General features: G+C 34.7%; 27 protein-coding genes. 15 read left to right on the top strand and 12 right to left on the bottom strand.

Annotated elements, in window-relative coordinates; all coding sequences use genetic code 11:
* Nucleotides 1-36: 36 nt before the first annotated feature.
* Nucleotides 37-1,089, top strand: a complete 1,053-nt coding sequence (locus tag ACFO5O_RS12625; protein ID WP_387964325.1) for a glycosyltransferase — start codon at nucleotides 37-39, stop codon at nucleotides 1,087-1,089.
* Here the strand turns inward: ACFO5O_RS12625 and ACFO5O_RS12620 are convergent.
* The gene (locus ACFO5O_RS12620; protein WP_387964323.1) at nucleotides 1,072-2,115 is read right to left on the bottom strand and encodes a sensor histidine kinase; all 1,044 of its coding nucleotides are present in this window, start codon (nucleotides 2,113-2,115) and stop codon (nucleotides 1,072-1,074) included. The genes ACFO5O_RS12625 and ACFO5O_RS12620 overlap by 18 nt on opposite strands.
* The gene (locus ACFO5O_RS12615; protein ID WP_387964321.1) at nucleotides 2,115-2,798 is read right to left on the bottom strand and encodes a response regulator transcription factor; all 684 of its coding nucleotides are present in this window, start codon (nucleotides 2,796-2,798) and stop codon (nucleotides 2,115-2,117) included. Before ACFO5O_RS12615 ends, ACFO5O_RS12620 begins: the two co-directional genes overlap by 1 nt.
* A gap of 281 nt (nucleotides 2,799-3,079) precedes the next feature.
* Between ACFO5O_RS12615 and ACFO5O_RS12610 the strand changes: the two genes are divergently transcribed.
* The 3 genes from ACFO5O_RS12610 to ACFO5O_RS12600 all read left to right on the top strand — a co-directional run bounded on the left by ACFO5O_RS12610 (nucleotide 3,080) and on the right by ACFO5O_RS12600 (nucleotide 4,942).
* Nucleotides 3,080-3,415: a T9SS type A sorting domain-containing protein gene (locus tag ACFO5O_RS12610; protein ID WP_387964319.1), complete on the top strand. Its 336-nt coding sequence runs from the start codon at nucleotides 3,080-3,082 to the stop codon at nucleotides 3,413-3,415.
* Nucleotides 3,416-3,484: 69 nt separating this feature from the next.
* The gene (locus ACFO5O_RS12605) at nucleotides 3,485-4,465 is read left to right on the top strand and encodes a LuxE/PaaK family acyltransferase (RefSeq protein ID WP_387964317.1); all 981 of its coding nucleotides are present in this window, start codon (nucleotides 3,485-3,487) and stop codon (nucleotides 4,463-4,465) included.
* A gap of 30 nt (nucleotides 4,466-4,495) precedes the next feature.
* A complete protein-coding gene (locus ACFO5O_RS12600; RefSeq protein ID WP_387964315.1) occupies nucleotides 4,496-4,942 on the top strand; it encodes a YHS domain-containing (seleno)protein in 447 nt (148 codons plus the stop codon).
* Between the two features lie 80 nt (nucleotides 4,943-5,022).
* Here ACFO5O_RS12600 and tyrS read toward each other — a convergent pair whose 3' ends face one another.
* Nucleotides 5,023-6,330, bottom strand: a complete 1,308-nt coding sequence (gene tyrS, locus ACFO5O_RS12595) for a tyrosine--tRNA ligase (protein ID WP_387964313.1) — start codon at nucleotides 6,328-6,330, stop codon at nucleotides 5,023-5,025.
* An 80-nt stretch (nucleotides 6,331-6,410) separates the two neighbouring features.
* Between tyrS and ACFO5O_RS12590 the strand changes: the two genes are divergently transcribed.
* Complete coding sequence (locus ACFO5O_RS12590) at nucleotides 6,411-7,427, top strand: NAD-dependent epimerase/dehydratase family protein (RefSeq protein WP_387964311.1); 1,017 nt, start codon at nucleotides 6,411-6,413, stop codon at nucleotides 7,425-7,427.
* A gap of 1 nt (nucleotide 7,428) precedes the next feature.
* Here the strand turns inward: ACFO5O_RS12590 and ACFO5O_RS12585 are convergent, their stop codons facing one another.
* Genes ACFO5O_RS12585 through ACFO5O_RS12575 form a run of 3 tightly spaced genes read right to left on the bottom strand, consistent with a single transcriptional unit; the run spans nucleotide 7,429 to nucleotide 9,951 of the window.
* Nucleotides 7,429-7,884: a DUF4296 domain-containing protein gene (locus ACFO5O_RS12585; protein ID WP_387964308.1), complete on the bottom strand. Its 456-nt coding sequence runs from the start codon at nucleotides 7,882-7,884 to the stop codon at nucleotides 7,429-7,431.
* Entirely contained in the window at nucleotides 7,881-9,227 is a 1,347-nt protein-coding gene (locus ACFO5O_RS12580) for a dihydroorotase (protein ID WP_387964306.1), read from the bottom strand. The genes ACFO5O_RS12585 and ACFO5O_RS12580 overlap by 4 nt, the downstream gene beginning before the upstream one ends.
* Before the next feature lies 1 nt (nucleotide 9,228).
* Complete coding sequence (locus tag ACFO5O_RS12575) at nucleotides 9,229-9,951, bottom strand: polyprenol monophosphomannose synthase (RefSeq protein WP_387964304.1); 723 nt, start codon at nucleotides 9,949-9,951, stop codon at nucleotides 9,229-9,231.
* Nucleotides 9,952-10,110: 159 nt separating this feature from the next.
* Between ACFO5O_RS12575 and ACFO5O_RS12570 the strand changes: the two genes are divergently transcribed.
* Both ACFO5O_RS12570 and ACFO5O_RS12565 read left to right on the top strand, forming a co-directional pair.
* Nucleotides 10,111-10,764 carry a DUF4271 domain-containing protein gene (locus tag ACFO5O_RS12570; protein WP_387964302.1) on the top strand — a complete coding sequence of 218 codons (654 nt, stop codon included), beginning with the start codon at nucleotides 10,111-10,113 and terminating at the stop codon, nucleotides 10,762-10,764.
* Nucleotides 10,765-10,779: 15 nt separating this feature from the next.
* Entirely contained in the window at nucleotides 10,780-11,529 is a 750-nt protein-coding gene (locus ACFO5O_RS12565; RefSeq protein ID WP_387964300.1) for a uroporphyrinogen-III synthase, read from the top strand.
* A gap of 56 nt (nucleotides 11,530-11,585) precedes the next feature.
* On the opposite strand, the gene pckA is transcribed toward ACFO5O_RS12565, so the two are convergent.
* Entirely contained in the window at nucleotides 11,586-13,202 is a 1,617-nt protein-coding gene (pckA, locus tag ACFO5O_RS12560) for a phosphoenolpyruvate carboxykinase (ATP) (protein WP_387964298.1), read from the bottom strand.
* A gap of 63 nt (nucleotides 13,203-13,265) precedes the next feature.
* Nucleotides 13,266-13,658 carry a DUF423 domain-containing protein gene (locus ACFO5O_RS12555; RefSeq protein WP_387964296.1) on the bottom strand — a complete coding sequence of 131 codons (393 nt, stop codon included), beginning with the start codon at nucleotides 13,656-13,658 and terminating at the stop codon, nucleotides 13,266-13,268.
* A gap of 79 nt (nucleotides 13,659-13,737) precedes the next feature.
* Between ACFO5O_RS12555 and ACFO5O_RS12550 the strand changes: the two genes are divergently transcribed.
* Complete coding sequence (locus ACFO5O_RS12550) at nucleotides 13,738-15,102, top strand: saccharopine dehydrogenase family protein (RefSeq protein WP_387964294.1); 1,365 nt, start codon at nucleotides 13,738-13,740, stop codon at nucleotides 15,100-15,102.
* A gap of 61 nt (nucleotides 15,103-15,163) precedes the next feature.
* A complete protein-coding gene (locus ACFO5O_RS12545; RefSeq protein WP_387964292.1) occupies nucleotides 15,164-15,634 on the top strand; it encodes an Lrp/AsnC ligand binding domain-containing protein in 471 nt (156 codons plus the stop codon).
* Between the two features lie 49 nt (nucleotides 15,635-15,683).
* Here ACFO5O_RS12545 and ACFO5O_RS12540 read toward each other — a convergent pair whose 3' ends face one another.
* The 4 genes from ACFO5O_RS12540 to ACFO5O_RS12525 all read right to left on the bottom strand — a co-directional run bounded on the left by ACFO5O_RS12540 (nucleotide 15,684) and on the right by ACFO5O_RS12525 (nucleotide 20,627).
* Nucleotides 15,684-16,379: a zinc metallopeptidase gene (locus ACFO5O_RS12540; RefSeq protein WP_387964290.1), complete on the bottom strand. Its 696-nt coding sequence runs from the start codon at nucleotides 16,377-16,379 to the stop codon at nucleotides 15,684-15,686.
* Nucleotides 16,380-16,468: 89 nt separating this feature from the next.
* Complete coding sequence (locus tag ACFO5O_RS12535; RefSeq protein WP_387964288.1) at nucleotides 16,469-16,738, bottom strand: SemiSWEET family sugar transporter; 270 nt, start codon at nucleotides 16,736-16,738, stop codon at nucleotides 16,469-16,471.
* Nucleotides 16,731-19,640, bottom strand: a complete 2,910-nt coding sequence (locus ACFO5O_RS12530; RefSeq protein ID WP_387964286.1) for a leucine--tRNA ligase — start codon at nucleotides 19,638-19,640, stop codon at nucleotides 16,731-16,733. Before ACFO5O_RS12530 ends, ACFO5O_RS12535 begins: the two co-directional genes overlap by 8 nt.
* 60 nt (nucleotides 19,641-19,700) lie before the next feature.
* On the bottom strand, nucleotides 19,701-20,627 hold the full coding sequence (locus tag ACFO5O_RS12525) for a ketopantoate reductase family protein (protein ID WP_387964284.1): 927 nt from the start codon (nucleotides 20,625-20,627) through the stop codon (nucleotides 19,701-19,703).
* 68 nt (nucleotides 20,628-20,695) lie between these two features.
* On the opposite strand from ACFO5O_RS12525, the gene ACFO5O_RS12520 reads away from it, so the two are divergent.
* From ACFO5O_RS12520 to ACFO5O_RS12495, 6 genes are all read left to right on the top strand, one after another.
* On the top strand, nucleotides 20,696-21,574 hold the full coding sequence (locus ACFO5O_RS12520; RefSeq protein WP_387964282.1) for a cell division protein FtsX: 879 nt from the start codon (nucleotides 20,696-20,698) through the stop codon (nucleotides 21,572-21,574).
* Nucleotides 21,575-21,639: 65 nt separating this feature from the next.
* Nucleotides 21,640-21,975: a hypothetical protein gene (locus tag ACFO5O_RS12515; protein ID WP_387964280.1), complete on the top strand. Its 336-nt coding sequence runs from the start codon at nucleotides 21,640-21,642 to the stop codon at nucleotides 21,973-21,975.
* Between the two features lie 2 nt (nucleotides 21,976-21,977).
* Nucleotides 21,978-22,232 carry a DUF3098 domain-containing protein gene (locus tag ACFO5O_RS12510; RefSeq protein WP_387964278.1) on the top strand — a complete coding sequence of 85 codons (255 nt, stop codon included), beginning with the start codon at nucleotides 21,978-21,980 and terminating at the stop codon, nucleotides 22,230-22,232.
* Nucleotides 22,232-23,026 carry an undecaprenyl-diphosphate phosphatase gene (locus ACFO5O_RS12505; protein WP_387964276.1) on the top strand — a complete coding sequence of 265 codons (795 nt, stop codon included), beginning with the start codon at nucleotides 22,232-22,234 and terminating at the stop codon, nucleotides 23,024-23,026. The genes ACFO5O_RS12510 and ACFO5O_RS12505 overlap by 1 nt, the downstream gene beginning before the upstream one ends.
* Nucleotides 23,027-23,034: 8 nt before the next feature.
* On the top strand, nucleotides 23,035-23,727 hold the full coding sequence (truB, locus tag ACFO5O_RS12500) for a tRNA pseudouridine(55) synthase TruB (RefSeq protein ID WP_387964274.1): 693 nt from the start codon (nucleotides 23,035-23,037) through the stop codon (nucleotides 23,725-23,727).
* Between the two features lie 90 nt (nucleotides 23,728-23,817).
* Entirely contained in the window at nucleotides 23,818-24,558 is a 741-nt protein-coding gene (locus tag ACFO5O_RS12495) for an energy transducer TonB family protein (RefSeq protein WP_387964272.1), read from the top strand.
* Nucleotides 24,559-24,605: the final 47 nt, after the last annotated feature.

Below are 24,605 nucleotides of genomic sequence, written 5' to 3'. Positions count from 1 at the left end.
ATATAAGAGTAATTATATGCTTATCTTTGGTTTTTAATGACTTTGAAGAAAACAATTTTAGTTGCACCATTAAATTGGGGGCTGGGCCATGCCACCAGGTGTATTCCCATTATTAACGCTTTAATTAGTAACAACTTTGAACCAATTATTGCCAGTGATGGGGCTGCATTACTACTCTTGAAAAAAGAATTTCCCCATTTAAAGTCAATCGAATTACCTTCATATCACATTAGCTATCCTAAAAAAGGTTATCAATTTAAATTCTCGATTTTGAGAGGTGCGTATAAAATTCGTCGCGCTATAAAAACCGAAAATAAATACTTAGAAACACTCATTGAAACTCACGAAATAGACGGGGTAATTTCAGATAACAGACTTGGAATGCATAGTAAACAAGTGCCTTCAGTATACATTACGCATCAATTGCAAGTTTTAAGCGGTATGACTACTTGGTTAAGTACGATGATGCACCAAAAGGCCATTAAAAACTTTAATGTTTGTTGGGTTCCAGATGTTCATGACCATCCCAATTTAAGTGGGAAATTAGGTCATCCCAACACATACGTTATTCCAACTACATATATTGGCCCTTTGAGTAGATTCAATATGACTAAACAAGAAGCGACCTACGATGTTATGGTTGTATTATCTGGTCCAGAACCACAACGCACTCTGCTAGAAAAAAAATTACTTACAGAATTTAAAAACTATAAAGGTAAAGCTCTCTTTGTGAAAGGTATAATTGAAAACAAACAAGTAGTATTTGAAGAAGACCATATTACTATTTATAATTATATGTCATCTGAACAATTAGAAAACACATTAAACCAAAGTAAACTTGTGGTATCTCGATCAGGTTATACTACAATTATGGATTTGGCGAAGCTTAATAAACGAGCCTTTTTTATTCCGACTCCTGGTCAGTTTGAGCAAGTATATCTTGCTAAGCGATTAAAAGACCAAGGTCTGGTTGCTAGTTGTCATCAAAATGAATTTTATATAGAAAGATTAAATGACATTGAAAGCTATTCTGGGCTTACTAATATTGAATTTGAGGTCAATTACCAGGAATTATTTAGCCTTTTCTAAAGTAAACGAAAATTCACTACCTACTCCAATTTCACTTTCTACATAAATTTTTTCATCGTGAGCTTCAATTATATGCTTTACTATGGAAAGTCCTAACCCAGAACCACCTTCTTTACGAGAACCGCTTTTGTCAACTCTATAAAAGCGCTCAAAAAGTCTTGGTATGTTGCTTTTAGCTATCCCTTCACCATTATCGGTAACCCGCACAATGACTTTATTCTTTATTAGATTTTCAATACTAACTTCAGTGGTACCTTTTTCACGACCATATTTAATAGAATTAACTATTAAATTGCTCAAAACTTGCTGTATTCGTTCCCGATCTGCATAAACTAAAATAGGTTCCTTATAGTCCATGTCAAACATTAACGTGATTTTCTTTTTGGCGGCTTTCATTTCCAATAGATCAAAAACACCTTCTATCAGATTTACAATATCAAAGACGTCTACATTTAAACTTAAATCACCAACTTCTAGTTTGGTTATCATATCTAAATCCTTAACGATATAAATTAGGCGTTCAACACCCTTTTCAGCTCGTTCAAGGTATTTTTCTCTGATCTTTTTATCATTTATTCCTCCATCTATAAGTGTTGAAATATATCCTTGTACAGTAAACAAAGGTGTTTTGAGTTCATGAGATACATTACCAATGAATTCTTTACGATATTCTTCTCTTACTTTTAATGATTCTATTTCTAGCTTCTTGTCTTTTGCATACTGATCTATTTGCTTTGTGAGCGTAGCCATGTCAGTGGTAATGGGTTGTTTCCGCAATGTTGTGGATTCTAAAAGCGTAAGATCATCATAGATTTTTTTAATTCGTCTGTAAATAAAGCGTTCAACCCTATATTGAATTACAAAAAAGGAAAAGGTATAACATATTATTGCAAATAATATAATTGCAAGAATGTTTAAACTGTTTAAATAGAACAAAAAAACACTCGTAAAGAGCGTTAAAAAAAATGTAATATATAGCGATGTTTTAATCGCAAACTTATAAGATTTCTTTAATTGACTTTGCATTAGTCCACAAACTTATACCCAACTCCTTTTACAGTTTTAAAGCTTTTATCACCAATTTTCTCTCTAAGTTTTCTAATATGAACATCTATGGTACGTCCGCCAACTACAACTTCATTGCCCCAAACTTTATCCAGAATCTCTTCTCGCTTAAATACCTTACCAGGTTTTGTTGCCAGCAAAGATAGCAATTCAAATTCTTTCCTTGGTAAAATGATTTCTTCTCCTTTATGCGAAATTTTATACTCTTCTCTATTGATTATTAAACCACCTATTTTTAAAATCGTATCGGTATCTGTATCTTCTTTAAGACGTCTTAAAAGTGCATTAACTTTGCTTACTAATACTTTTGGTTTTATAGGTTTAGTAATATAATCGTCAGCGCCTGCATCAAATCCTGCAACCTGTGAATAGTCCTCACCTCGGGCAGTCAAAAAAGTTATAATGGTGTCATTAAGATCGGGGTTTTTCCTTATCTGTTCACAAGCTTCAATACCGTCCATTTCAGGCATCATTACATCTAAAATTATCAAATGCGGACGTTCTTTTTTGGCTTTTTTTACTGCTTCATGCCCATTAGTTGCTGTGATTATATGATAGCCCTCGGCCGATAAATTATAACCAACTATTTCTAAAATGTCTGGCTCATCATCAACCAAAAGAATTTTAATATCTCTTTTTTTCATCTGTTTAAATTTTACTTGTTTTTATCGGTCAGATGCAATTCGCCAATAATCATATGGGTTGGTATCAAGCTCTTGTCCTTTCTCATTTCATAATTATGATTGAAAAAATCAAGTGTAAAGATACTATTAATAACAAAAATTTATAGGATCAATGTTTTTAATAACATTAACATAACCTTTCGGTCACATAAAATTTACTAATCTTTAAATTTCTAAAGGTTTAACATTATTTTTGGTACACCTTTTGAGATAACCTAATAAATTTATTAAAAGTTTTGGTTATGCTGAAAAATTACTTACAATTTATCATTCTATTTATTGGATTGACTTTGACATTTGAAAGTTATGCCCAAAACAACGCGGTAATACTTAATGCTGAAAATGAGATTGTTGACTTAAATGTATACCCCAATCCTGTCACCAATGGCAAACTTTTTATCACAACCCATGAAAATTTAGTAAAAACCATTGAAATCTTTGATGTGTTAGGCAAAAAAATATTTACAACAAGACTCAGTGGCCAAGCAATTGATGTGTCGCAAATTACTAGTGGCGTTTACATTTTAAAAATTACTCAAAACAACATTTCGGCTACTCGGAAACTTGTTATTAAATAATTGACAATTGCAGAATTTATTAAAATGTAATGAAAACCAAACATTATATTTTTAGCTACTTTTGTCATCATGATAAAACCTACCGATATATTTAATATCTCATCTGAAGAAGAGTTTAATAAACTCGCCCTTAAGGTTTTTGAATATCAATTTGAACATAACACTGTATATCGATCATTTTGTGACTTACTTTATAAACACCCAAGTGATATTAACTCCATAAAGGAAATTCCTTTTTTGCCAATTCAATTTTTTAAATCACATAATGTACTTACAGGAACAAAGCCTGTCGAAAAAACCTTTTCTAGTTCGGGCACAACTGGTAGCATAACCAGTAAACACCATATTACGGATATTAGTATTTATGAAGAAAGTTTTCAAAAAGGATTTAATCAATTTTATGGAGCCATTGAAGATTACGTGATTTTAGGCCTACTGCCTTCCTATCTCGAACGCAAAGGCTCTTCATTAGTTTTCATGGTTGATTGCTTAATTAAACAATCTAAACATAGAGAAAGCGGCTTCTATTTAAATAATTTAACTGAATTAAGCCAGGTTCTTGAAAACTTAGAATCCCAAGGAAAGCAAACGCTTTTGATAGGCGTTTCATATGCTTTGTTAGATCTTGTTGAACTGAATCCATTTAAATTAAAGCACACCATTGTAATGGAAACTGGAGGGATGAAAGGTAAACGAAAAGAGCTTATTCGTTCAGAGCTTCACTCTATTTTGGAACAGGGTTTTGGTGTAGAACATATCCATAGTGAATACGGTATGACCGAATTGTTAAGTCAGGCCTACTCTAAAGGAAATGGTGTTTTTCAATGCCCTAATTGGATGAAAATCTTTACACGAGATCCCGAAGATGCTTTAACTGTATTAAACCATAATTCAACAGGCGGCCTAAATATTATTGATTTGGCCAATATCAATTCCTGTGCTTTTATTGCTACCCAAGATTTGGGAAAAACTAATAATGACGGCACTTTTGAAATAATTGGCAGGTTTGACCATTCTGATGTTAGAGGTTGTAATCTAATGGTATTGTAATTAGCTACCAGCTTTTACGACCTAGATTACATGAAGCAAATCACACTTTTTTTATTGTTCTTTTTATATCAATCAGCATTTACCCAATCTGTAGATTATAATACCAAAAACGGATTTGCTGCTGAAGGTTACGATGTCGTGGCTTATTATGATAATAATGCTATTGAGGGTAATAAGCTCTACTCAAGTAGCTATGATGGTGTGAATTACAAATTTGTATCGCAACAAAATCTGGACACTTTTAATTCCAATCCCATTAAGTATATCCCTCAATACGGTGGTTACTGCGCTTATGCAATGGCTCAAAATGGAAAAAAAGTTGGTGTTAATCCCAAAACATTTGAAATTCGTAATGGTAAACTTTATTTATTCTATAACGCCTGGGGTACAAATACCTTAAAACTTTGGCTAAAAAATAATGTGAAAGGATTACAGCAGAAAGCCGACCAATATTGGGAGGCTGTAAAGCACAAATAGTTTTTTGAAAAAGAAAGAGTTTTTAGTTGGTTGGTTACCGAAAAACGTCTGAATTGAGCTTTCAATCAGGCGTTTTTTATTTAAACAACTTTTATGATATAAGTATTCTTTTTCCCTTTGTTGATGATTATGTAAGCATCATTAATGAGGTCTTCAGAAGCAAGTTGATATTCTTCACCAACTTTTTCCTTATTTACAGACACCGAATTCTCTTTCAACGCGCGACGTGCTTCTCCATTTGAAGCCAAAAAATTGGTTTTAGCAGATAGTGCGGCAATCATATCCAATCCTTCATTAAATTCGACTCTAGAGATTTCTGCCTGCGGAACACCTTCAAAAACATCTAAAAAAGTTTTTTCATTCAAGGTTTTTATATCTGCTTTAAATGATTTGCTGAACAATATATTTGAAGCTTTTTCTGCATTTTCAAATTCTTCCTTCGTATGTACAAATGTGGTAACCTCTTCGGCCAAACGTTTTTGCAACAGTCTCAAATGAGGTGCCTCTTTATGTTTTTCGATTAAATCATCGATGGTTGCTTTGTCTAAAAACGTAAAAATCTTGATGTATTTTTCGGCATCTTCATCAGTGGCATTAAGCCAAAACTGATAAAATTTATACACAGATGTTTTATCGGCATCTAACCAGACATTTCCACCTTCACTTTTACCAAATTTAGAACCATCGGCCTTTGTGATTAATGGACAAGTAAGCGCAAACGCTTTAGCCTCTTCACCTACATTCATACGTCTCACCAATTCGGTTCCAGTTGTAATATTGCCCCATTGATCACTTCCACCCATTTGCAACATACAATTATAGGTTTTGTGTAAATAATAAAAGTCGTAACCTTGAATGAGTTGATAGGTAAATTCTGTAAATGACATCCCAACATTGCCTTCATCACCAAATAGTCGTTTTTTTACTGAATCTTTGGCCATCATATAGTTTACCGTAATTCGTTTACCAACATCACGAGCAAAATCAATGAATGTGAAATCTTTCATCCAGTCGTAATTGTTCACTAAAACTGGTGCATTCGCTTCTTTAGAGTTGAAATCCAAAAATCTTGAAAACACACTTTTGATCCCTTTGACATTATGGTTTAATGTGGCTTCGTCTAATAAATTACGTTCATCACTTTTTCCTGAAGGATCACCTATCATACCTGTGGCGCCACCAACCAAAGCAATTGGTTTATGACCAGCGTTTTGAAAATGCACTAATAAAATGATTTGTACCAAACTTCCAATGTGAAGTGAGTCTGACGTTGGATCAAAACCTATATAGGCAGTAGTCATTTCCTTATTCAGTTGCTCTTCGGTGCCAGGCATTATATCGTGGAGCATACCTCTCCAACGTAATTCATCAACAAAAGCGTTAGCCATAATGTTCTAAATTTTTTGGCAAAGATAAAAATCAATGTAGAATTACTTAAGTATAATAGATAATTCTTTACTTTAGTTCTATGATATTAGTTACAGGTGGCACAGGATTGGTTGGTTCACACTTACTTTATAATTTGATTAGTCAAAATAAAAACGTACGAGCCCTTTACAGAAGAAAGCATAAGATTGATTTGGTCAAACATGTTTTTTCCTATTATAGTGAAAATCATGAAGCCTTATTTAATTCAATTGAATGGGTTGAGGGTGATTTAAATGATATTCCAGCATTAGAAAAAGCTTTTGACAATGTCACTAATGTTTATCATGCCGCTGCGTTCGTTTCGTTTGAACCTGACAAATATTACCAACTACGTAAAATTAATATTGAAGGCACTGCCAATATTGTTAATCTCTGTGTTGCTCACAACATCAAAAAATTATGTTATGTGAGTTCTGTGGCGGCTGTTGGTCACAGTCAACAACCTGAGCATTTAATAACTGAAGAAACGCCATGGAATAAAGAAGAAGACCATAGCGTTTATGCCATTACTAAATATGGTGCAGAAATTGAAGTTTGGCGTGGAACGCAAGAAGGTGTTGATGCCGTAATTGTAAATCCTGGTATTATTTTAGGACCTGGGTATTGGCGATCTGGTGGAAGCGGAAGTTTAATTACGCAGATTTACAAAGGAATGCCCTACTATACTAAAGGCGTAGCAGGCTATGTTGATATTTGGGATGTTGTGAAGCTTATGACACGTCTTATGGACAGCGACATTATAAACGAACGGTTTATTTTAGTATCTGAAAATTTATCATTCCGAGATTTTCAAGCAAAAGTAGCACAAGCTCTAAACGTCGAACCTGCCAAAAAAGAAGCCACCAAATTAATTTTACAAATTGGTTGGCGATTAGACTGGCTCAACCATAAATTACGCGGGAAACGCAGAAAATTTTCCAAACAACTTGCCAACACAGTTAACTCAAAACGATTTTTTGATAACTCTAAAATTAAATCAGCATTAAACTTTGAATTCACTCCAATTGATGAGTCCATAACCAAAGTCTGTGATTATTATCTAAATGATGTTAAATAATTTATTGATTCTCAATTAGTTGTGGCCGCTTGCTTTTATCAATTTTAAATAAAGAATCGTTTTCTTTACGTGCCTCTCTAATTGAGTCTGCCTTTCGTTGTCGTTCTTTAGCCTCTTCTTTGTCAAGCTGCTCATAGATCTTCTTTTCTCGTTCTATGCGCTCTAATACAGAATTGATAATTGCCTCATAGGTTTTAACATCGTATGCATAGAAATCATTACTATTTGCAAACTGCGCACTATCAATGTTATACTTTTCAAAAATGAATTTCTCGGGCATTATTCCATTAGTTTCAAGGACTCTTTTATTAATTCCCTTCGCCGAATTGAGTATAAAGACATCAAATAAAATGTCCGCCATTTTTTCTTTTGCAATCAAATTATCTGGCTTCTTAGGCCTTTCAACACCTTTACAAGCCAAAAAAAGACAAACAAGAAAGCAAATTACATATTTCATCTATCGAATGTTAATCGTTTTGCGGCCTTGATCTCTTTTATTTTAAAATTGTTGTACACCAAAGCTCCGTTTACAAAAGTATGGGTTATTCTTGACTTAAATGTTGTCCCTTCAAATGGAGACCAACCACATTTATACAAAATATTGTCTTTGTTTACTGACCAAGGATTATTGGGGTTTACTATAACTAAATCGGCATAATACCCTTTTCTTATAAATCCTCTTTTTTCGACCTGAAATAAAATGGCTGGATTATGACACATTTTTTCAACCAACTTTTCCATTGAAATTTTATCCTTATGAAATCCTTCCATCATAGCCACAAGCGCGTGCTGTACCAATGGTCCGCCTGAAGGTGCTTTAGTATATACATTTTTTTTCTCTTCAAGCGTGTGTGGTGCGTGGTCTGTAGCAATTACGTCAATTCGATCATCCAGCAGTGCCTTCCACAATCCATCTCTATCTTTCGCCGTTTTAACTGCTGGATTCCATTTAATTAGGGTCCCTTTAGTATCGTAATCTTCATCACTAAACCATAAGTGGTGTATACAAACTTCAGACGTAATTTTTTTATCCTTTAAAGGTAGTTTATTCGAAAACAATTTGGTTTCCTTAGCTGTTGATAAATGAAAAACGTGCAATCTTGCCCCTGTTTTTTTGGCTAGTTCAATAGCTTTTGAAGACGAAATATAGCAAGCCTCTTCGCTTCTAATTATGGGATGATATTTTATAGGAATATCGTCACCAAACTCATTTAAGTGTTTTTCTAAATTTGCCTTTATAGTAGCTTCATCTTCACAATGTACCGAAATAACCATGTTGGTACTTTTAAAAATCTTTTCTAGTACTTCTGGATCATCAACTAACATATTACCCGTTGATGACCCTAAAAACAGCTTTAACCCAGCAACAGATTTAGGATCTACTTTTAAAATTTCATCTAGGTTATCGTTTGTACCACCAAACATAAACGAATAGTTAGCATATGATGTATTGGCTGCTATTTCAAATTTTTCTTCAAGCTTTTCTACCGTAGTTGTTTGGGGGTTGGTATTGGGCATCTCTATAAAGGACGTAATCCCTCCAGCCACAGCTGCTTTAGATTCAGTAGCAATTGTGGCCTTATGAGTCAATCCAGGTTCTCTAAAATGAACCTGATCATCAATAATTCCTGGTAAAACAAAACTTCCTTCAACATCAATCACAAATTGATCGGCCGATTTTATACTTATGGAATTAGAAATTTCCTTTATGTATTCACCTTCAATAAAAATATCGCCTTCAAATATTTCGCCTTCATTTACAATTTTGGCATTTTTAATAAGTACCGTGTTTGTATTCATATTATTTTCCTAATAGGCTTTTAAACTTCATATTCAATACTCCAAAAATAGCTTCAGAAATAATACTGCCGCTCATTTTTGATTTTCCTTTTGTTCTATCTGTAAATATTACCGGGATTTCAACAATCTTAAATCCTTTTAAATATGCTTTAAATTTCATTTCAATTTGAAACGCATAACCCACAAATTTAATTGTATCTAAATCTATAGATTCGAGCACTTCTCGTTTATAACATACAAATCCCGCTGTGGTATCATTAATTTTCATACGGGTAATAAACCTTACGTATTTTGAAGCACCGTAGGAGAGCAAAATCCTTCCAATTGGCCAATTAACAACATTTACCCCATCAATATAACGCGACCCTATAGACACATCGGCGCCATCTATATGGCAAGCTCGGTAAAGTTTACCTAAATCGCTTGGGTTATGAGAAAAATCGGCATCCATTTCAAAAATATAATCATAGCCTTGGTTGAGACACCAATTAAAACCTTCAATATAGGCAGTCCCTAAACCAGTTTTTTGATGACGTTGTAATAAAAATAACCGATCCTTAAATTCAACTTGCATCTCCTTGACCTTTAATCCTGTGAGATCTGGAGAATTATCATCAACCACCAAAATATGAAAAGCTTCTGGCTGTGCGAAAACAGCTTTGATTATCGCTTCTATATTTTCAATTTCATTATAGGTTGGTATAATGACAATTGTTTTTGTCATAGAATTAAATTTTAGCAAAAGTAAGTTTTTTAAAAGATTAATTTTAGAGAAACGGTTTTAAACAGTGTTAATTTTATTCGTGACTAATTCAATAAAAATTCAAAACAAATCGAAAGCTATTAACTACTACAGGTGAAAATTTCTTTATAATTTAGCGCTATGTTAAGAGAAATTGTTTCTAACGAATGGTTTACAATATTTATACTAGTAGGATTAGTATTAATCACACTGTCTAAATTTTTATTTGCCAGACGTTTTGATGATTTCCTGGCTGTAGTTGGAAACTCGCGGTATTTAAAAATTTATGCTAGAGATCAAAAATTCATTGACGGCTTTGATATGTTCATGTTTTTCAACCTTATCATTTCAGTTTCCATTTTTTCATTCTTGGTCTATTCACAATTTGTAAGTGCAGCAGAGTTTGATCTATCACAATTTTTCAAACTTCTTTTTGGTATTGGCGCTATTGTTTTAATTAAAGTTCTGCTAGAGCGTTTGATAGGAAGTTTATTTGAAATTGATACATTAATTGATTCCTACCTATTTCAAAAAACCACGTATAAAAATTATACTGGCTTTGTACTTTTACCCATAAATATTTTACTTGTATATGCGCTAACCCCTTCAAAAGGCATTATATATGCTGTTTTTGGATTAATTGTGCTTATAAATTTAATTGGATTTATCACGTCTTTCAAGAATCATCAAAAAACACTATTAAATAATTTTTTCTATTTTATTTTGTATCTTTGCGCACTTGAAATTGGACCATATCTAATTTTATATAAACTATTTTTAGATTATACCGCTTAAAACTATAAAAAGCCTATGAAAGTGAAAACAATTTTAGTGTCTCAACCTGAACCTAAAATAGAAAATTCGCCTTACTTTGATCTACAGGAAAAGCAAAAGGTAAAAATAGATTTCAGACCCTTCATTCATGTAGAGGGCGTATCTGCAAAAGATGTCAGACAACAAAAAGTAGATTTAAGCAATTATACCGCTATCATATTAACAAGTAGAAACTCTGTAGATCATTTTTTCAGAGTGGCTAATGAAATGCGTTTCAAAGTGCCAGATTCGATGAAGTATTTTTGTCAATCTGAAGCCGTGGCATTCTATCTTCAAAAATATGTGGTTTACAGAAAACGCAAAATCTATGTTGGAAAGCGTTCCTTCGAAGATTTATCGCCGTTGATTAAAAAATATAAAGACGAAAATTTCTTATTACCAACTACAGATAAATTAAAGCCTGAAGTTCCAACAACTTTAAACGCTTTAAATGTAAAATGGAAAGAAGCTATATTTTACAAAACCGTAATTAGTGATCTTTCTGATCTTGCAGATGTGTATTACGATGTACTGGTGTTTTTTAGTCCTTCTGGAATAGAATCTTTGTTTCACAATTTTCCGGATTTTAAACAAAATAACACAAGAATTGCTGTATTTGGAAATACCACTATTAAAGCGGTTGAAGCGCATGGATTGCGAGTAGACATTGCTGCTCCAACACCCGAAACGCCGTCAATGACTATGGCTTTGGAAAAATATATTGAAAAAGTTAATAAGGCTAAATAATATTTAAGCTGTTGAAATAAAAAAAGCGATTGTCATAGACAATCGCTTTTTTGCTTTTAAAATGCATAACGTTGTGGGCCACCTCGTCTAATTTCTTCACTGGCATAACTTTCAAATTTTTTAAAATTTTCTCTAAAGGCATTTGAGAGTTTAAAAGCCATGGTATAATAAGCTTGATCATCGTTCCATGTAGCTCTAGGACTCAATACTTCGGTTGGAACTCCTGGGCAGGTTCTTGGTTGAGCGACTCCAAATACTGAATGAATATGGTAATCGTCATAATTGTATAAGCCCAAATCTCCATTAAGCACAGCATTGATCATGGCACGTGTATATTTTAATTTCATTCGTGTACCTATACCATAAGGACCGCCAGTCCAACCTGTATTAACAAGCCAAACATTTACTCCAGATTCTTTCATTTTTCGGCTTAACATTTCGGCATATTTTGTAGGATGCAATGGCATAAATGGCGCTCCAAAGCATGCCGAAAAATTTGGTGTAGGCTCAACTACTCCAGCTTCGGTTCCAGCAACTTTAGCTGTATATCCTGAAATAAAATGATAGGCAGCTTGAGAAGGTGTTAGTTTAGATATTGGAGGTAGAACTCCAAAAGCATCGGCAGTTAAAAAGAAAATATTTTTTGGGTTTTTCCCAATTGAAGGCTCTTGAATGTTATCAATATGATAGATAGGATAACTAACCCTTGTGTTTTGAGTAATAGAAACGTCTTCAAAGTCAACGTTATTATTAGAATCTAATACTACATTTTCAAGAATTGCTCCCTTTTTTATAGCTCGAAAGATATCTGGTTCATTTTCTTCTGAAAGGTTAATCACCTTTGCATAACAACCCCCTTCAAAATTAAAAACGGTATTTTCATTGGTCCATCCATGCTCATCATCACCTATTAAACGTCTATTAGGATCTGCAGAAAGTGTTGTTTTTCCAGTGCCAGAAAGCCCGAAAAATATGGCGGTATCTCCTTCTTCGCCTACATTAGAGCTGCAATGCATGGGAAGGGTGTTTTTAAATACTGGCAATATAAAATTTAATGCAGAAAATATACCTTTCTTAATCTCACCGGTATACCCTGTACCGCCAATTAAGGCAATCTTTCGTGTAAAATCTAAAATGGCAAAATTGTGTTGTCGTGTACCATCAACTTCTGGATCGGCCATAAACCCTGGTGCATTAATTACAGTCCATTCAGGAGTAAAAGTTTTTAATTCTTCTTCAGAAGGTCGTAAGAACATATTATAAGCAAACATGTTACTCCAAGGATATTCGTTAATTACACGAATATTTAACTTGTAATTTGCATCTGCACAGGCATATGAATCGCGTACAAAAACTTCCTTACCAGACAAGTATGAAGTTACTTTTTGGTAAAGCTTTTCAAATTGATCAGAATCAAAAGGAATATTAATATTTCCCCACCATACACGATCATTAGTTATATCATCCTTTACAATAAACCGGTCTTTAGGTGATCGCCCTGTAAACTCTCCTGTATTAATTGCCAAAGCACCAGATGAAGCTTCTTCGCCTTGTCCTTTTGCTATTGTAATTTCATGAAGTTGTTCTGGAGATAATTGGTATTGAACTTTAGCATTTTTAATGCCATAATTGTCTAACGAAATCGTTTTCGTAGTTTGGGTATTTGATACCATGATTTTATACTATGAGTTAGACTGCAAAATTATAACAATATTTTAAAGTGACCATTAAAAAGTCTAATTATCCCTTTTCAATTTTAAAAAATTTACTAACATTAAACCCCATGCCGTTATTAAAAATAATCCCCCAATTGGCGTTATAAACCCTATAGATTTAAAATTAAATGCTGACAATTCATTAGTTGCCAAAGCATAAATAGACCCTGAAAAACACACTATTCCAAGTACAACTAAATAAAACAAATACTGTTTTGTTTTAGCAGAAAACAAAAGCGTCGTACCTGCAAACAATAACACTAAAGCATGGTACATTTGATACCTCACTCCTGTTTCAAAAACCTGTAATGACTCCAAAGTAATTAGTTCTTTTAATCCATGAGCCGCAAAAGCTCCAAGTAATACTGCAGTCATTCCCAATATTGCAGCACTCACCAAAAGTAATTTGTTCATATAAAAATGTATTATGGGTTTTTATAACCCTTTGTATTTAGTAAATTCGTGTCAACAAAATTACTCAACTAATCCCATTATGCGAAAGATTTTAATCATTGGCGCAGGAAAATCAACGTCTTACCTCATAAAGTATCTATTAGATAAATCTGAAGAAGAAGATCTTCATATTATTGTAGGAGACAGAAGCATTAGTCATGCACGAAAATTAGTAGGCGATCATGAAAATGGCCAAGCTATTATGTTGGACATCTCCGACAAAAGTTCACGTGCGCAAGCTATAAAAAATGCAGATATTGTTGTGTCAATGCTTCCACCAAAATACCATATCGAAATTGCCAAGGATTGTATTACGTATAACAAAAATATGACCACCGCATCATACATTAGTAAAGAGATGGAAGATTTGGATAAATCGGTTCGTACAAAAGGATTAGTCTTTATGAACGAAATTGGTGTTGATCCTGGTATAGATCACATGAGTGCTATAAAAGTTATTGATAGAATTCGTGAACAAGGTGGTAAAATTCTTTTATTTGAATCATTTACTGGCGGATTAATCGCACCTGAAAGTGACAATAATTTATGGAATTACAAATTCACTTGGAACCCAAGAAATATTGTTTTAGCCGGACAAGGTGGTGCCGCTAAATTTTTACAGGAAGGCACTTATAAATATATTCCTTACAACAGGGTTTTTAGACGTACTGAATTTTTGGAAGTCGATGATTATGGTCGTTTTGAAGTATATGCCAATAGAGATTCACTCAAGTATCAAAGTGCATATGGTCTAAATGATGCTAAAACATTATACCGCGGCACAATGAGACGCGTAGGCTTCAGTCGCGCTTGGAATATGTTCGTGCAATTGGGTATGACCGATGACGAATACACCATGGATGATAGTGAAAACATGAGCTATCGCGATTTTGTCAATGCTTTTTTACCGTATAGCCCAACAGATTCGGTTGAGCTTAAATTTAGGCATGCCCTAAAAATTGACCAAGACGATATTATCTGGGATAAATTAGAAGAGCTCGATATTTTCAATCCCATTAAAAAAGTTGGACTCATAAAAGCAACTCCTGCAGAAATATTGCAAAAAATATTGATGGATAAATGGACGCTCAATAGTGATGATAAAGATATGATTGTGATGTACCATAAATTTGGCTACGAGCTTAACGGTGAGAAAAAACAAATCGATTCTACAATGGTTGTTATTGGAGAAGACGAAACCTATACAGCTATGTCCAAAACCGTGGGCTTACCTCTAGCCATTGTGACACTTGCTATTTTAAATGAAGAAATTACAACGCCAGGAGTTCAGATTCCACTTAAAAAAGAGGTTTACGAACCTACATTGAAAGCGCTCGAATCTTATGGAATTGTGTTTAAGGAGAAAGAAGTGCCTTATTTAGGATACAATCCTTTAAATATTTAAAAACTTACAATTTATAATGTTTTTGATATTTTAGTGTTTTATTTTAAAATACTATAGTAAAATGAAGGTTACAAATCAAAACTTACAGATTGATGGTATCGATAAGGAGATTCTACGTGCCTTAATGGAGGATGCCAGAACACCCATTTTGGAAATTGCCCGTAATGTTGGTATTTCTGGGGCAGCTATCCATCAGCGACTTCGTAAACTTGAAAAATCGGAATTAATTTCTGGTTCTAAATTCATTATTAACCCTAAAGCACTAGGCTATACTACCATGGCTTTTGTGGGTATTTATTTAGACAAAGCCATGAGTAACCCAGAAGCTGTAAAACAACTTCAAAAAATACCTGAAGTGTTAGAATGTCATTATACTACGGGAAACTGGAGCATTTTCATTAAAATTTTGTGCAAAGACAATGAACATTTAATGCACTTATTGAATAAAGAAATTCAATCTATTTCTGGGGTATCGAGAACTGAAACCTTTGTGTCCTTGCAGCAACAAATTGATAGGCAAATAAAGATTTAACAAAAAAGGCTTCAAATTGAAGCCTTTTTAATGTTATACCGTGGTAAGATTAATCTCTACTCCCAAACACCTGAAGTGCCCAATACAAAAGTGAAGCTAAAGCACCTATTGCTGCTACTAAATATGTTCTGGCGGCCCACTTAAGCGCATCTTCAGAGCCTTTATATTCTTCAGGAGTTACCATATTTTTAGCTTTTAACCAAGCCAATGCTCTATTACTGGCATCATACTCAACCGGTAACGTAATAAAACTGAACAATGTAGCCATACCCATAAATAGCAAACCAGCTACAGCAACCCAATATCCCATACCAACACCAGCCGCAGCTCCAAGAATCAAACCACCAATGACCAACCACTGTGACATCCCTGAAGTCACACTTACTACTGGTACCAGTTGTGAACGCATTGTTAACCAACTGTAAGCTTGGGCGTGTTGAACTGCATGTCCGCATTCGTGAGCTGCAACAGCAGCAGCAGCAGCATTACGCTGATTATATACGGCCTCACTCAAGTTCACAGTTTTATTTTTCGGGTTATAATGATCGGTTAATTGACCTGCTACCGAAATCACCTCAACATCATAAATACCATTATCGGCCAACATTTTTTCAGCGATTTCTTTACCGCTCATGCCATTGCGCAATTGTACTTGTGAATAATGCTTAAATTTTCGTTTTAATTGATTACTCACTAACCAACTTACTAGAGCAATCGCTCCAATTAATATATAATATCCAATCATTTTTTTAAAGTTTTTGTAAATGTAAATTTAAGATATATCTAGCAAAAAATAAGCCAAATATTCGTTAAGAAATTTTGTCAGGTTTTTGGTTATTTCTTTCTGTATTTAACGATGAAAAATAGCAATAAAAAAGTAGACACCATTGTGATACCATTGGCGAAAATTAAGGATGGACTGTTGATTAGAAATCCATAAATAAACCAAAGTGTGATTCCTGTAAAAAACATTAAAAACATAGGCAATGATAGACCCGAAACATCTTTGGTTCGCCAGGTTTTATAAACCTGAGGTAAAAACGCAGCTGTGGTGAGTACCGCAGCTATAAAACCTAGAATTTCTATGTTAGCAGTATTATCCAACAATATTTACAATTTTACCTGGAACAATAATTACTTTTTTAGGTGTTCTGCCATCCAATTGTGCTTTGGTCTTTTCATGCGCCATAACAACAGTTTCAATCTCATCTTTTGATAAATCCAATGGCAGTTCTAACGTAAAGCGCATTTTACCATTAAACGAAATCGGGTAATTTTTACTGCTCTCTACTAAATAACTGGCTTCAAATTTTGGAAACGGTGCAGTAGCAATCGACTCGTTGTTTCCCAACTGCTGCCACAACTCTTCAGCAATGTGCGGCGCATATGGGGATACAAGAATGACCAGCGGCTCTAAAATGGCGCGACTTGAACATTGCTGCGCTGTCAATTCATTAACGGCAATCATAAATGTAGACACTGATGTATTAAAGGAAAAATTCTCAATATCCTCTTCTACTTTCTTAATAGTTTTATGAAGTGTTTTAAGACTATCCTTTGTAGGCTCATCGCCTGTTACTTTTAACCCATTATCATCAAAGTAGAGCTTCCATAGTTTTTTTAGGAAGCCATGAACTCCGGTGATTCCCGCGGTATTCCATGGTTTCGCCTGCTCTAATGGCCCCAAGAACATTTCATACAAACGCAAACTATCAGCACCATACTCCTCACAAATCTGGTCTGGATTGACTACGTTGTATTTAGATTTGGACATTTTTTCGACTTCTCGATTTACAGTAACAACATCTTCTTTTGTCTCATTATGGGTAGTAATAAATTTTAAATGATCATAATTATATTCTTTCATCCAATCTCTAAACTCGGGAACAGAAATTTCATTAGAAGAATTCACATAACGTACATCAACATGTATTTCATCAAGTTGAATTGACTCCAATTTTTCACCAGTAAAACTTTGAATCAATTTTAAAGTTTCATCCCTAGTCGCTTTGTCAATAAAATTATTGTAGACATCTGCAGATACAAAATAATCTGGTTTTTGATTTACTCTATAAATAAATGCACTCGTCCCTAAAATCATCCCTTGGTTAATCAATTTTTTAGCAAACTCATCAACAGGCACCAAACCTTTGTCAAACATAAATTTTTGCCAAAAACGGGAGTACAACAAGTGGCCTGTGGCATGCTCGCTTCCACCTATATACAAATCCACCTCTTTCCAATAGTTAATCGCTTCTTGTGAAAAAATCTCCTCGTCATTATGAGGATCCATATAACGATTAAAGTATTGCGAGCTTCCTGCCCAACCAGGCATCGTATTGAGTTCTAGAGGAAAAATGGTTTTATTATCTATGAGGGCATTAGAAACAACTTCATTTTTTGTGGTATCCCAAGCCCAAACCGTTGCGTTGCCCAATGGTGGCTCGCCAGTTTCGGTGGGTAAATATTTTTCAACTTCTGGTAGTTCAATAGGCAAATGCTCTGGAGTAATCATTTGTGGTAATCCGTTGACATAATACACCGGAAATGGTTCTCCCCAATAGCGTTGACGAGAAAACACGGCATCACGCAAACGGTAATTGATTTTACCCTTGCCTTGCCCTAGTTTTTCCAATGCTTCAATGACCTTTTTTGTAGCTTCTTTGTAGCCCAAACCGTTTATAAAATCACTATTGGCTATGACTGTTGTTGCTTTGTCTTCAAAAGGTACTTCTGAAATATCAATACCTTCAAAAATATTTGGAATAGGAATATCGAAGTGCTTTGCAAAATCATAATCGCGTTGGTCCCCGCATGGCACAGACATCACGGCACCTGTTCCATAGCCTGCCAATACATAGTCGCCAATCCAAATTGGGATAGCTTTTTTGGTAAAAGGATGTTCGGCATAAGCACCTGTGAAAACTCCGGTAATCGTCTTTACATCGGCCATACGATCGCGTTCACTGCGTTTTGCCGTAGCTTCAATATAAGCTTCAACCGCCGTTTTTTGTTCTGCGGTAGTAATAAGTGGCACCAAATCATGTTCTGGTGCCAGTGTCATAAAACTTGCTCCAAAAATAGTATCAGGACGTGTGGTAAAGACCTCAATTACTTCACTGTGATCCTTAATTTTAAATCGCACCGATGCGCCTACAGATTTCCCTATCCAATAACGCTGGCTTTCCTTTAGAGGTTCAGGCCAATCTATGGTATCCAATCCTTTAAGCAAACGTTCGGCATAGGCCGAAATACGCATACTCCATTGGGTCATTTTTTTTCGAATTACAGGATGGCCACCACGCTCTGAAACACCGTTGACAATTTCGTCATTAGCTAAAACGGTTCCCAAAGCAGGACACCAGTTTACCTCTGATTCTGCTAGATAAGTTAAGCGATATTTAAGGAGGAATTCCTGTTGTTTTTCGGAAGAAAAACTATTCCATTCTTGTGCTGAAAACACTTCTGTATCGTCATCACAGGCTGCATTTACAGTGACATTTCCTTTGGCTTCAAAAATCTTTACAAGGTCTGAAATAGCTTCAGCCTTGTTAGTTTCGTTATTATACCAAGATTCAAATAACTGGATAAACACCCATTGCGTCCATTTATAATAGTTGGGATCTGATGTTCTCACCTCTCTGCTCCAATCAAATGAAAAACCAATTTGGTCTAATTGTCGGCGATAGGTTTTAATATTTTCGGCAGTGGTAATTGCAGGATGTTGCCCGGTTTGTATGGCATATTGCTCGGCAGGCAACCCAAAACTATCATAACCTTGAGGGTGCAACACATTAAAGCCTTTATGACGTTTGTAACGTGCATAGATATCACTGGCAATATATCCCAGTGGATGCCCTACATGTAACCCTGCACCACTTGGATAAGGAAACATGTCCAACACATAATACTTTGGCTTTGAGCTGTTATTTTCGGCCTTGAACGTTTGATTTTTGGCCCAATAGTCCCGCCATTTTTTCTCAATCTCGTTGAAATGATATTTCATTGTAAAAATTCCTGCTTATAAAGGCGCAAATTTAAGGTTTATTGCATGAATTAAAAACCTTTAGAGTAGCTTTCTTGCTTTCTTCTCTTGGGGCAATAAACAATGATAGGTAAAGCTATTTATAGGTGTTGAAATATGTAGCTGCTTACCTGTTTTAACTATATAACCATTGAAATTATCGAGCTCACTGGGACGACCTTCCATAATATCGCGCTGCATAGAAGCAGTTGTTTCTGGGTTTAGTTGATCAATTACAGCTAAAACCATGTCAACATCTTCATTCGTTAAACCAATTCCTTTGGCATTAGCGATGGTTACAATTTCATGAGCGGTTTGATAAATCATACTTCTTATATGCTCATCACTTCGCATTACCCCAAACTTACTTCTAGTGAGAGCTCCCATGCCACTTATGGTTGCAATGAATAAGAATTTTTTCCAAATATCTAAATGAATGTCATCTGAAATAACATTTTTAAATCCAGCCTTATCAAACACCGATTTTAAATCTTTCACCCGATCGGACTTTTGGTTATCATATTCGCCGAAAACAATTTCGGGTTCGAAAGCAAAATGGTTGATGACTCCGGGCGCTTCAATTTTGCTCACTATTTTACACAAACCAGCTAAGACGTTTTTAGGATTCAAGATCTCCCGAAGGCGATCGGCATTGTCGGCACCATTTTGCAATGGTAACACCAAAGTGTTTTTCGTTAAAACGGGTTTTATCTGTTTTGCGACTTCTTCAATTTGCCATGATTTGACACCTAAAATAATTACATCAGGATCTTTAACTTCGGAAATATCATTTGTAACTTTTGGCTTCACAATAAAATCTCCTTTAATACTTTTTACTTGAAGGCCGTTGGTTTTGATTGCTTCCAAGGTTTTTCCACGGGCGATAAAAGTGACTTCAAAACTAGCTTTTGCAAGCAAGCCACCAAAATAGCCACCCACACCACCAGCACCATATACAACAATGTTCATATGTTTTAGTTATTATAAATGTTAATCAAATTTACTTTTTTATTTTTACATCATAATCCATTACATATATGAGTGCCTCTTTTGACCAGTACCAAAAACGCAAATTAATTTCCTCTTATTTTTCAGTTGTTGTTAGTATAGCTCTAGTACTTTTTTTGTTGGGCTGCCTTGGTTTATTGGTGTTGAATGCCAAAACAATTTCAGATAATTTCAAAGAACAAGTGGTTGTCACTATTTATTTGAATGATTCTGCCAAAGAAGTCGAAGTTAAACAACTAGAAAAAAGTTTGGCAATGGCTGAATACACCAAGTCGTCAATTTATATTTCAAAAGAAGAAGCTGCTGAAATGATGAAAGCTGAATATGGTGAAGATTTTTTGGATAACGTAGGCCAAAATCCTCTGCAGAATTCTATTGACGTGCACTTAAAAGCAAGTTTTGTGACCAGTGAGATTTTGGCAGACATCGTTGAAGATTTATCACAAAAAGATTTCATTCAGGAGGTTCGTTATGACAACGACCTTGTAGAACTCATGAATAACAATGTCAAAAAAATCACCTTTTGGGTCTTGGTTATTAGTGCATTGTTCACGCTCATTGCAGTGCTTTTAATCAATAGTTCGATAAGACTAGCTGTATATTCTAAACGCTTTATTATAAAAACCATGCAAATGGTTGGAGCAACCAAATCGTTCATTAGACGACCATTTATTTTAAAAAGCGTACAACTGGGTATTATTGGTGCCGTTGTTGCTTTGATAGGGATGGCTATTGTTTTATATTATCTCAATAGCACATTTCCAGAACTAGAATTGTTACAAAAACCTGTCATTATCTCCATGTTGTTCATTGGTGTATTTGCATTAGGGGTTTTAATCACTTGGATTAGTACATTTATAGCAACACAACGGTTTTTGAATTTAAAAACAGATCAACTCTATTATTAGGTCTTGTAAAAAATACTAAAGATTATTCCAACATCGTTTATATTAAAACCATCTTTAAAAACGTTTTGAAAGCGACTTCAAAAATTATTCTAATTATCCTGACTTTGGTTTCGGTATCCTGTGTTATCTACAATCCAAAACCTGAAGAATGCGACATTCGTATTGAGAAAATAGTTAAAATCGTTGAAGGTTCAACCTATGACATTGTGTTTAAATCAGAAGGTGGAGACCGTTACTACATTAATAGAGGTTTAGAACTAGGGTTAAATTTAGATTCCCTTAACGCAAAAGTTTTAAATAAAACTGTTACTTTGCACTTACCTAGACTGTTATTTGGCACATCAGAGCATATTGCTCAATTAACGGTAGATGGCACTATTATTTTTACAGAATTTGATTAATTATGGGTGAACAAAAACGCAAAGAACAAGCTAAACCAGAATTCATTTTTGGTAAGAAAAACTATAAATTCATGCTTATTGGTTTGGGCTGTATAGCACTTGGTTTTATTTTAATGGCAGGAGGCGGAAGCGATGATCCCAATGTGTTTAATCCTGAAATTTTTAACTGGAGACGTATTCGTTTAGCACCAACATTGGTTTTAGCGGGTTTTGCTATTGAAATCTATGCTATTTTATTGAATCCCGATAAGGAGTAATGGAGATTTCAGACTCAATTATACTCGGTATTATTCAAGGCCTAACCGAATTTTTACCCGTATCATCTAGTGGTCATTTAGAAATTGGAAAAGCCATTTTGGGTGACCATTCTATCCCAAAAGAAAGCTTATTGTTTACGGTTGTCCTTCATTTTGCAACCGCATTAAGCACCATTGTGGTTTTCAGAAAAGATATATTGGCTATTATAAAAGGCATTTTAAAGTTTGAATGGAATGAAGACCTACAATTTGTTACAAAAATTGTGCTGTCTATGATTCCTGCCGCTGTTGTGGGCTTATTCTTTGAAGAGCAGCTTGAACAATTATTTGGTGGTAATATTTTATTGGTGGGCTGTATGCTCATCATCACTGCCGGACTTTTATTTTTAGCCGACAAGGCAAAGGACACTCAAAAAAAAGTAAGCTTTAGCAATGCTTTTATTATAGGAATTTCGCAAGCTATTGCTATGTTACCCGGAATTTCAAGATCAGGAGCCACTATTTCTACATCGGTATTATTAGGAAATGATAAAACCAAAGCCGCCCGATTTTCATTTTTAATGGTGGTTCCACTCATTTTTGGAAAAGTAGCTAAAGATATTTTGGGTGGTGAATTAACTTTTGATAGCGCAAATATAATTCCTTTAAGCGCAGGATTTTTGGCTGCATTTATTGCAGGTCTATTTGCATGTACTTGGATGATAGCCTTGGTGAGAAAAAGCAAATTATCTTATTTTGCGGTGTACTGTACTATAATTGGTTTGATTGCCATTATATTTTCATTATTGAACTAACTAACTTCATGACTGCTGAAGATTATATTTCTGGACAGGTTTTATTGATTGATAAACCCTTGCATTGGACCTCCTTTCAAGTCGTAAATAAATTGCGATGGGAACTTAAACGTGCTTTCAACTTAAAGAAAATAAAGGTTGGCCATGCTGGTACTTTAGACCCATTGGCGACCGGATTATTGGTGCTCTGTACAGGCAAAATGACCAAACAAATTGACACATTTCAAGGTCAGATTAAGGAATACACAGGTACTTTTGTAATAGGGAGCACAACACCTTCGTATGATTTAGAGACCGAGATTGATGCCACTTTCCCAACGGAACACATAACACAAACACTTATTCAAGAAACTTCAAAACAGTTTTTAGGAGCTATTGAGCAATTCCCTCCAGTGTTTTCTGCCATAAAAAAAGACGGGAAACGCTTGTACGAATTTGCACGGGCGGGTGAAAGTGTTGAGATCAAGTCTAGAACTGTTCATATTTCAGAATTTGAAATCATAAAAATTGAAGATAACACCGTAGATTTTAGGGTGGTTTGTAGTAAAGGGACGTATATACGATCATTGGCATATGATTTTGGTAAAGCCTTAAATTCTGGCGCTCACCTTTCGGTTTTAAGACGTACAAAAATTGGAGAATTTGAGGTTTCAAATGCTATTTCTTTAGACAACTTCATTGAGCAGTTAAGTGGGAAATAGGCTACGCTATTGTGTAGTTTTAATCTTTTTTACTTACTTTACCGTATATATCAGTACATATATAACCCTAAATTAGACATTAGACCTATTTTGGACTTTATAGAAAAACATAAGGCCGCATTAATCACATTCCTCATTACAGGCATTTTGGTGTTTAGTATGTTTAGTTTTCATATAACTAAGCAAAATGAACTTATTGCAGAAAGTTATTATGAAGTTGAACCTCCAACTCCTGAAGAAATAGAAAAGTTAAAGGAACTTGAAGCGCTTGAAAAAGCGCTTAAAACCACTAATATGGCGGCGAATGAAGATGAAGAATTTAAAGAGATGATGAAGAATTTCAAATCAATGAGTTCTAATGATTTCGAAAACACAACAAAAGAACTTCAGGAGGAAGCATCTCAAGAAAAAAACGACGTTTTGACATCTGAATCTTCATACAATACGTCTAGCGGTTATTCTGTTAATCAAGAAGAACTAAATAAGTTTAAAAAGGCAAAAGATATTTTGGCCATGCGTTCGCCAGAAAAACGTGAAGAGAACACGAAACCAAATGCGGTTAGTACACTTACCTATTCCTTAAAAGGCCGTACGCTTCTTGATTTTGACACTCCGCGTTACCTCTGTGAAAGTAGTGGTAAAATTGTAGTCAACATTACTGTAAATGCTCAGGGCAACGTTACAGATGCCTATATTAATAATTCTTCTACATCCAACAATGAATGTTTGACCGAGCATGCTTTGGATTATGCTAAATCGGTGCAATTTGATAGTGGCACAGCAGCTTCACAGTTGGGATCTATTACTTTTCATTTTAAAGGAAAGTATTAGTTTTTCTTTGTAATAACTAGTAAGACAAATAAATCTTAAATTTGAGA

Source organism: Geojedonia litorea (assembly GCF_042654525.1).
Taxonomy (GTDB): Bacteria; Bacteroidota; Bacteroidia; order Flavobacteriales; family Flavobacteriaceae; genus Geojedonia; species Geojedonia litorea.
Note: the sequence above shows the minus strand (reverse complement) of the source record. Positions and strands in the feature narration are given on the sequence as shown.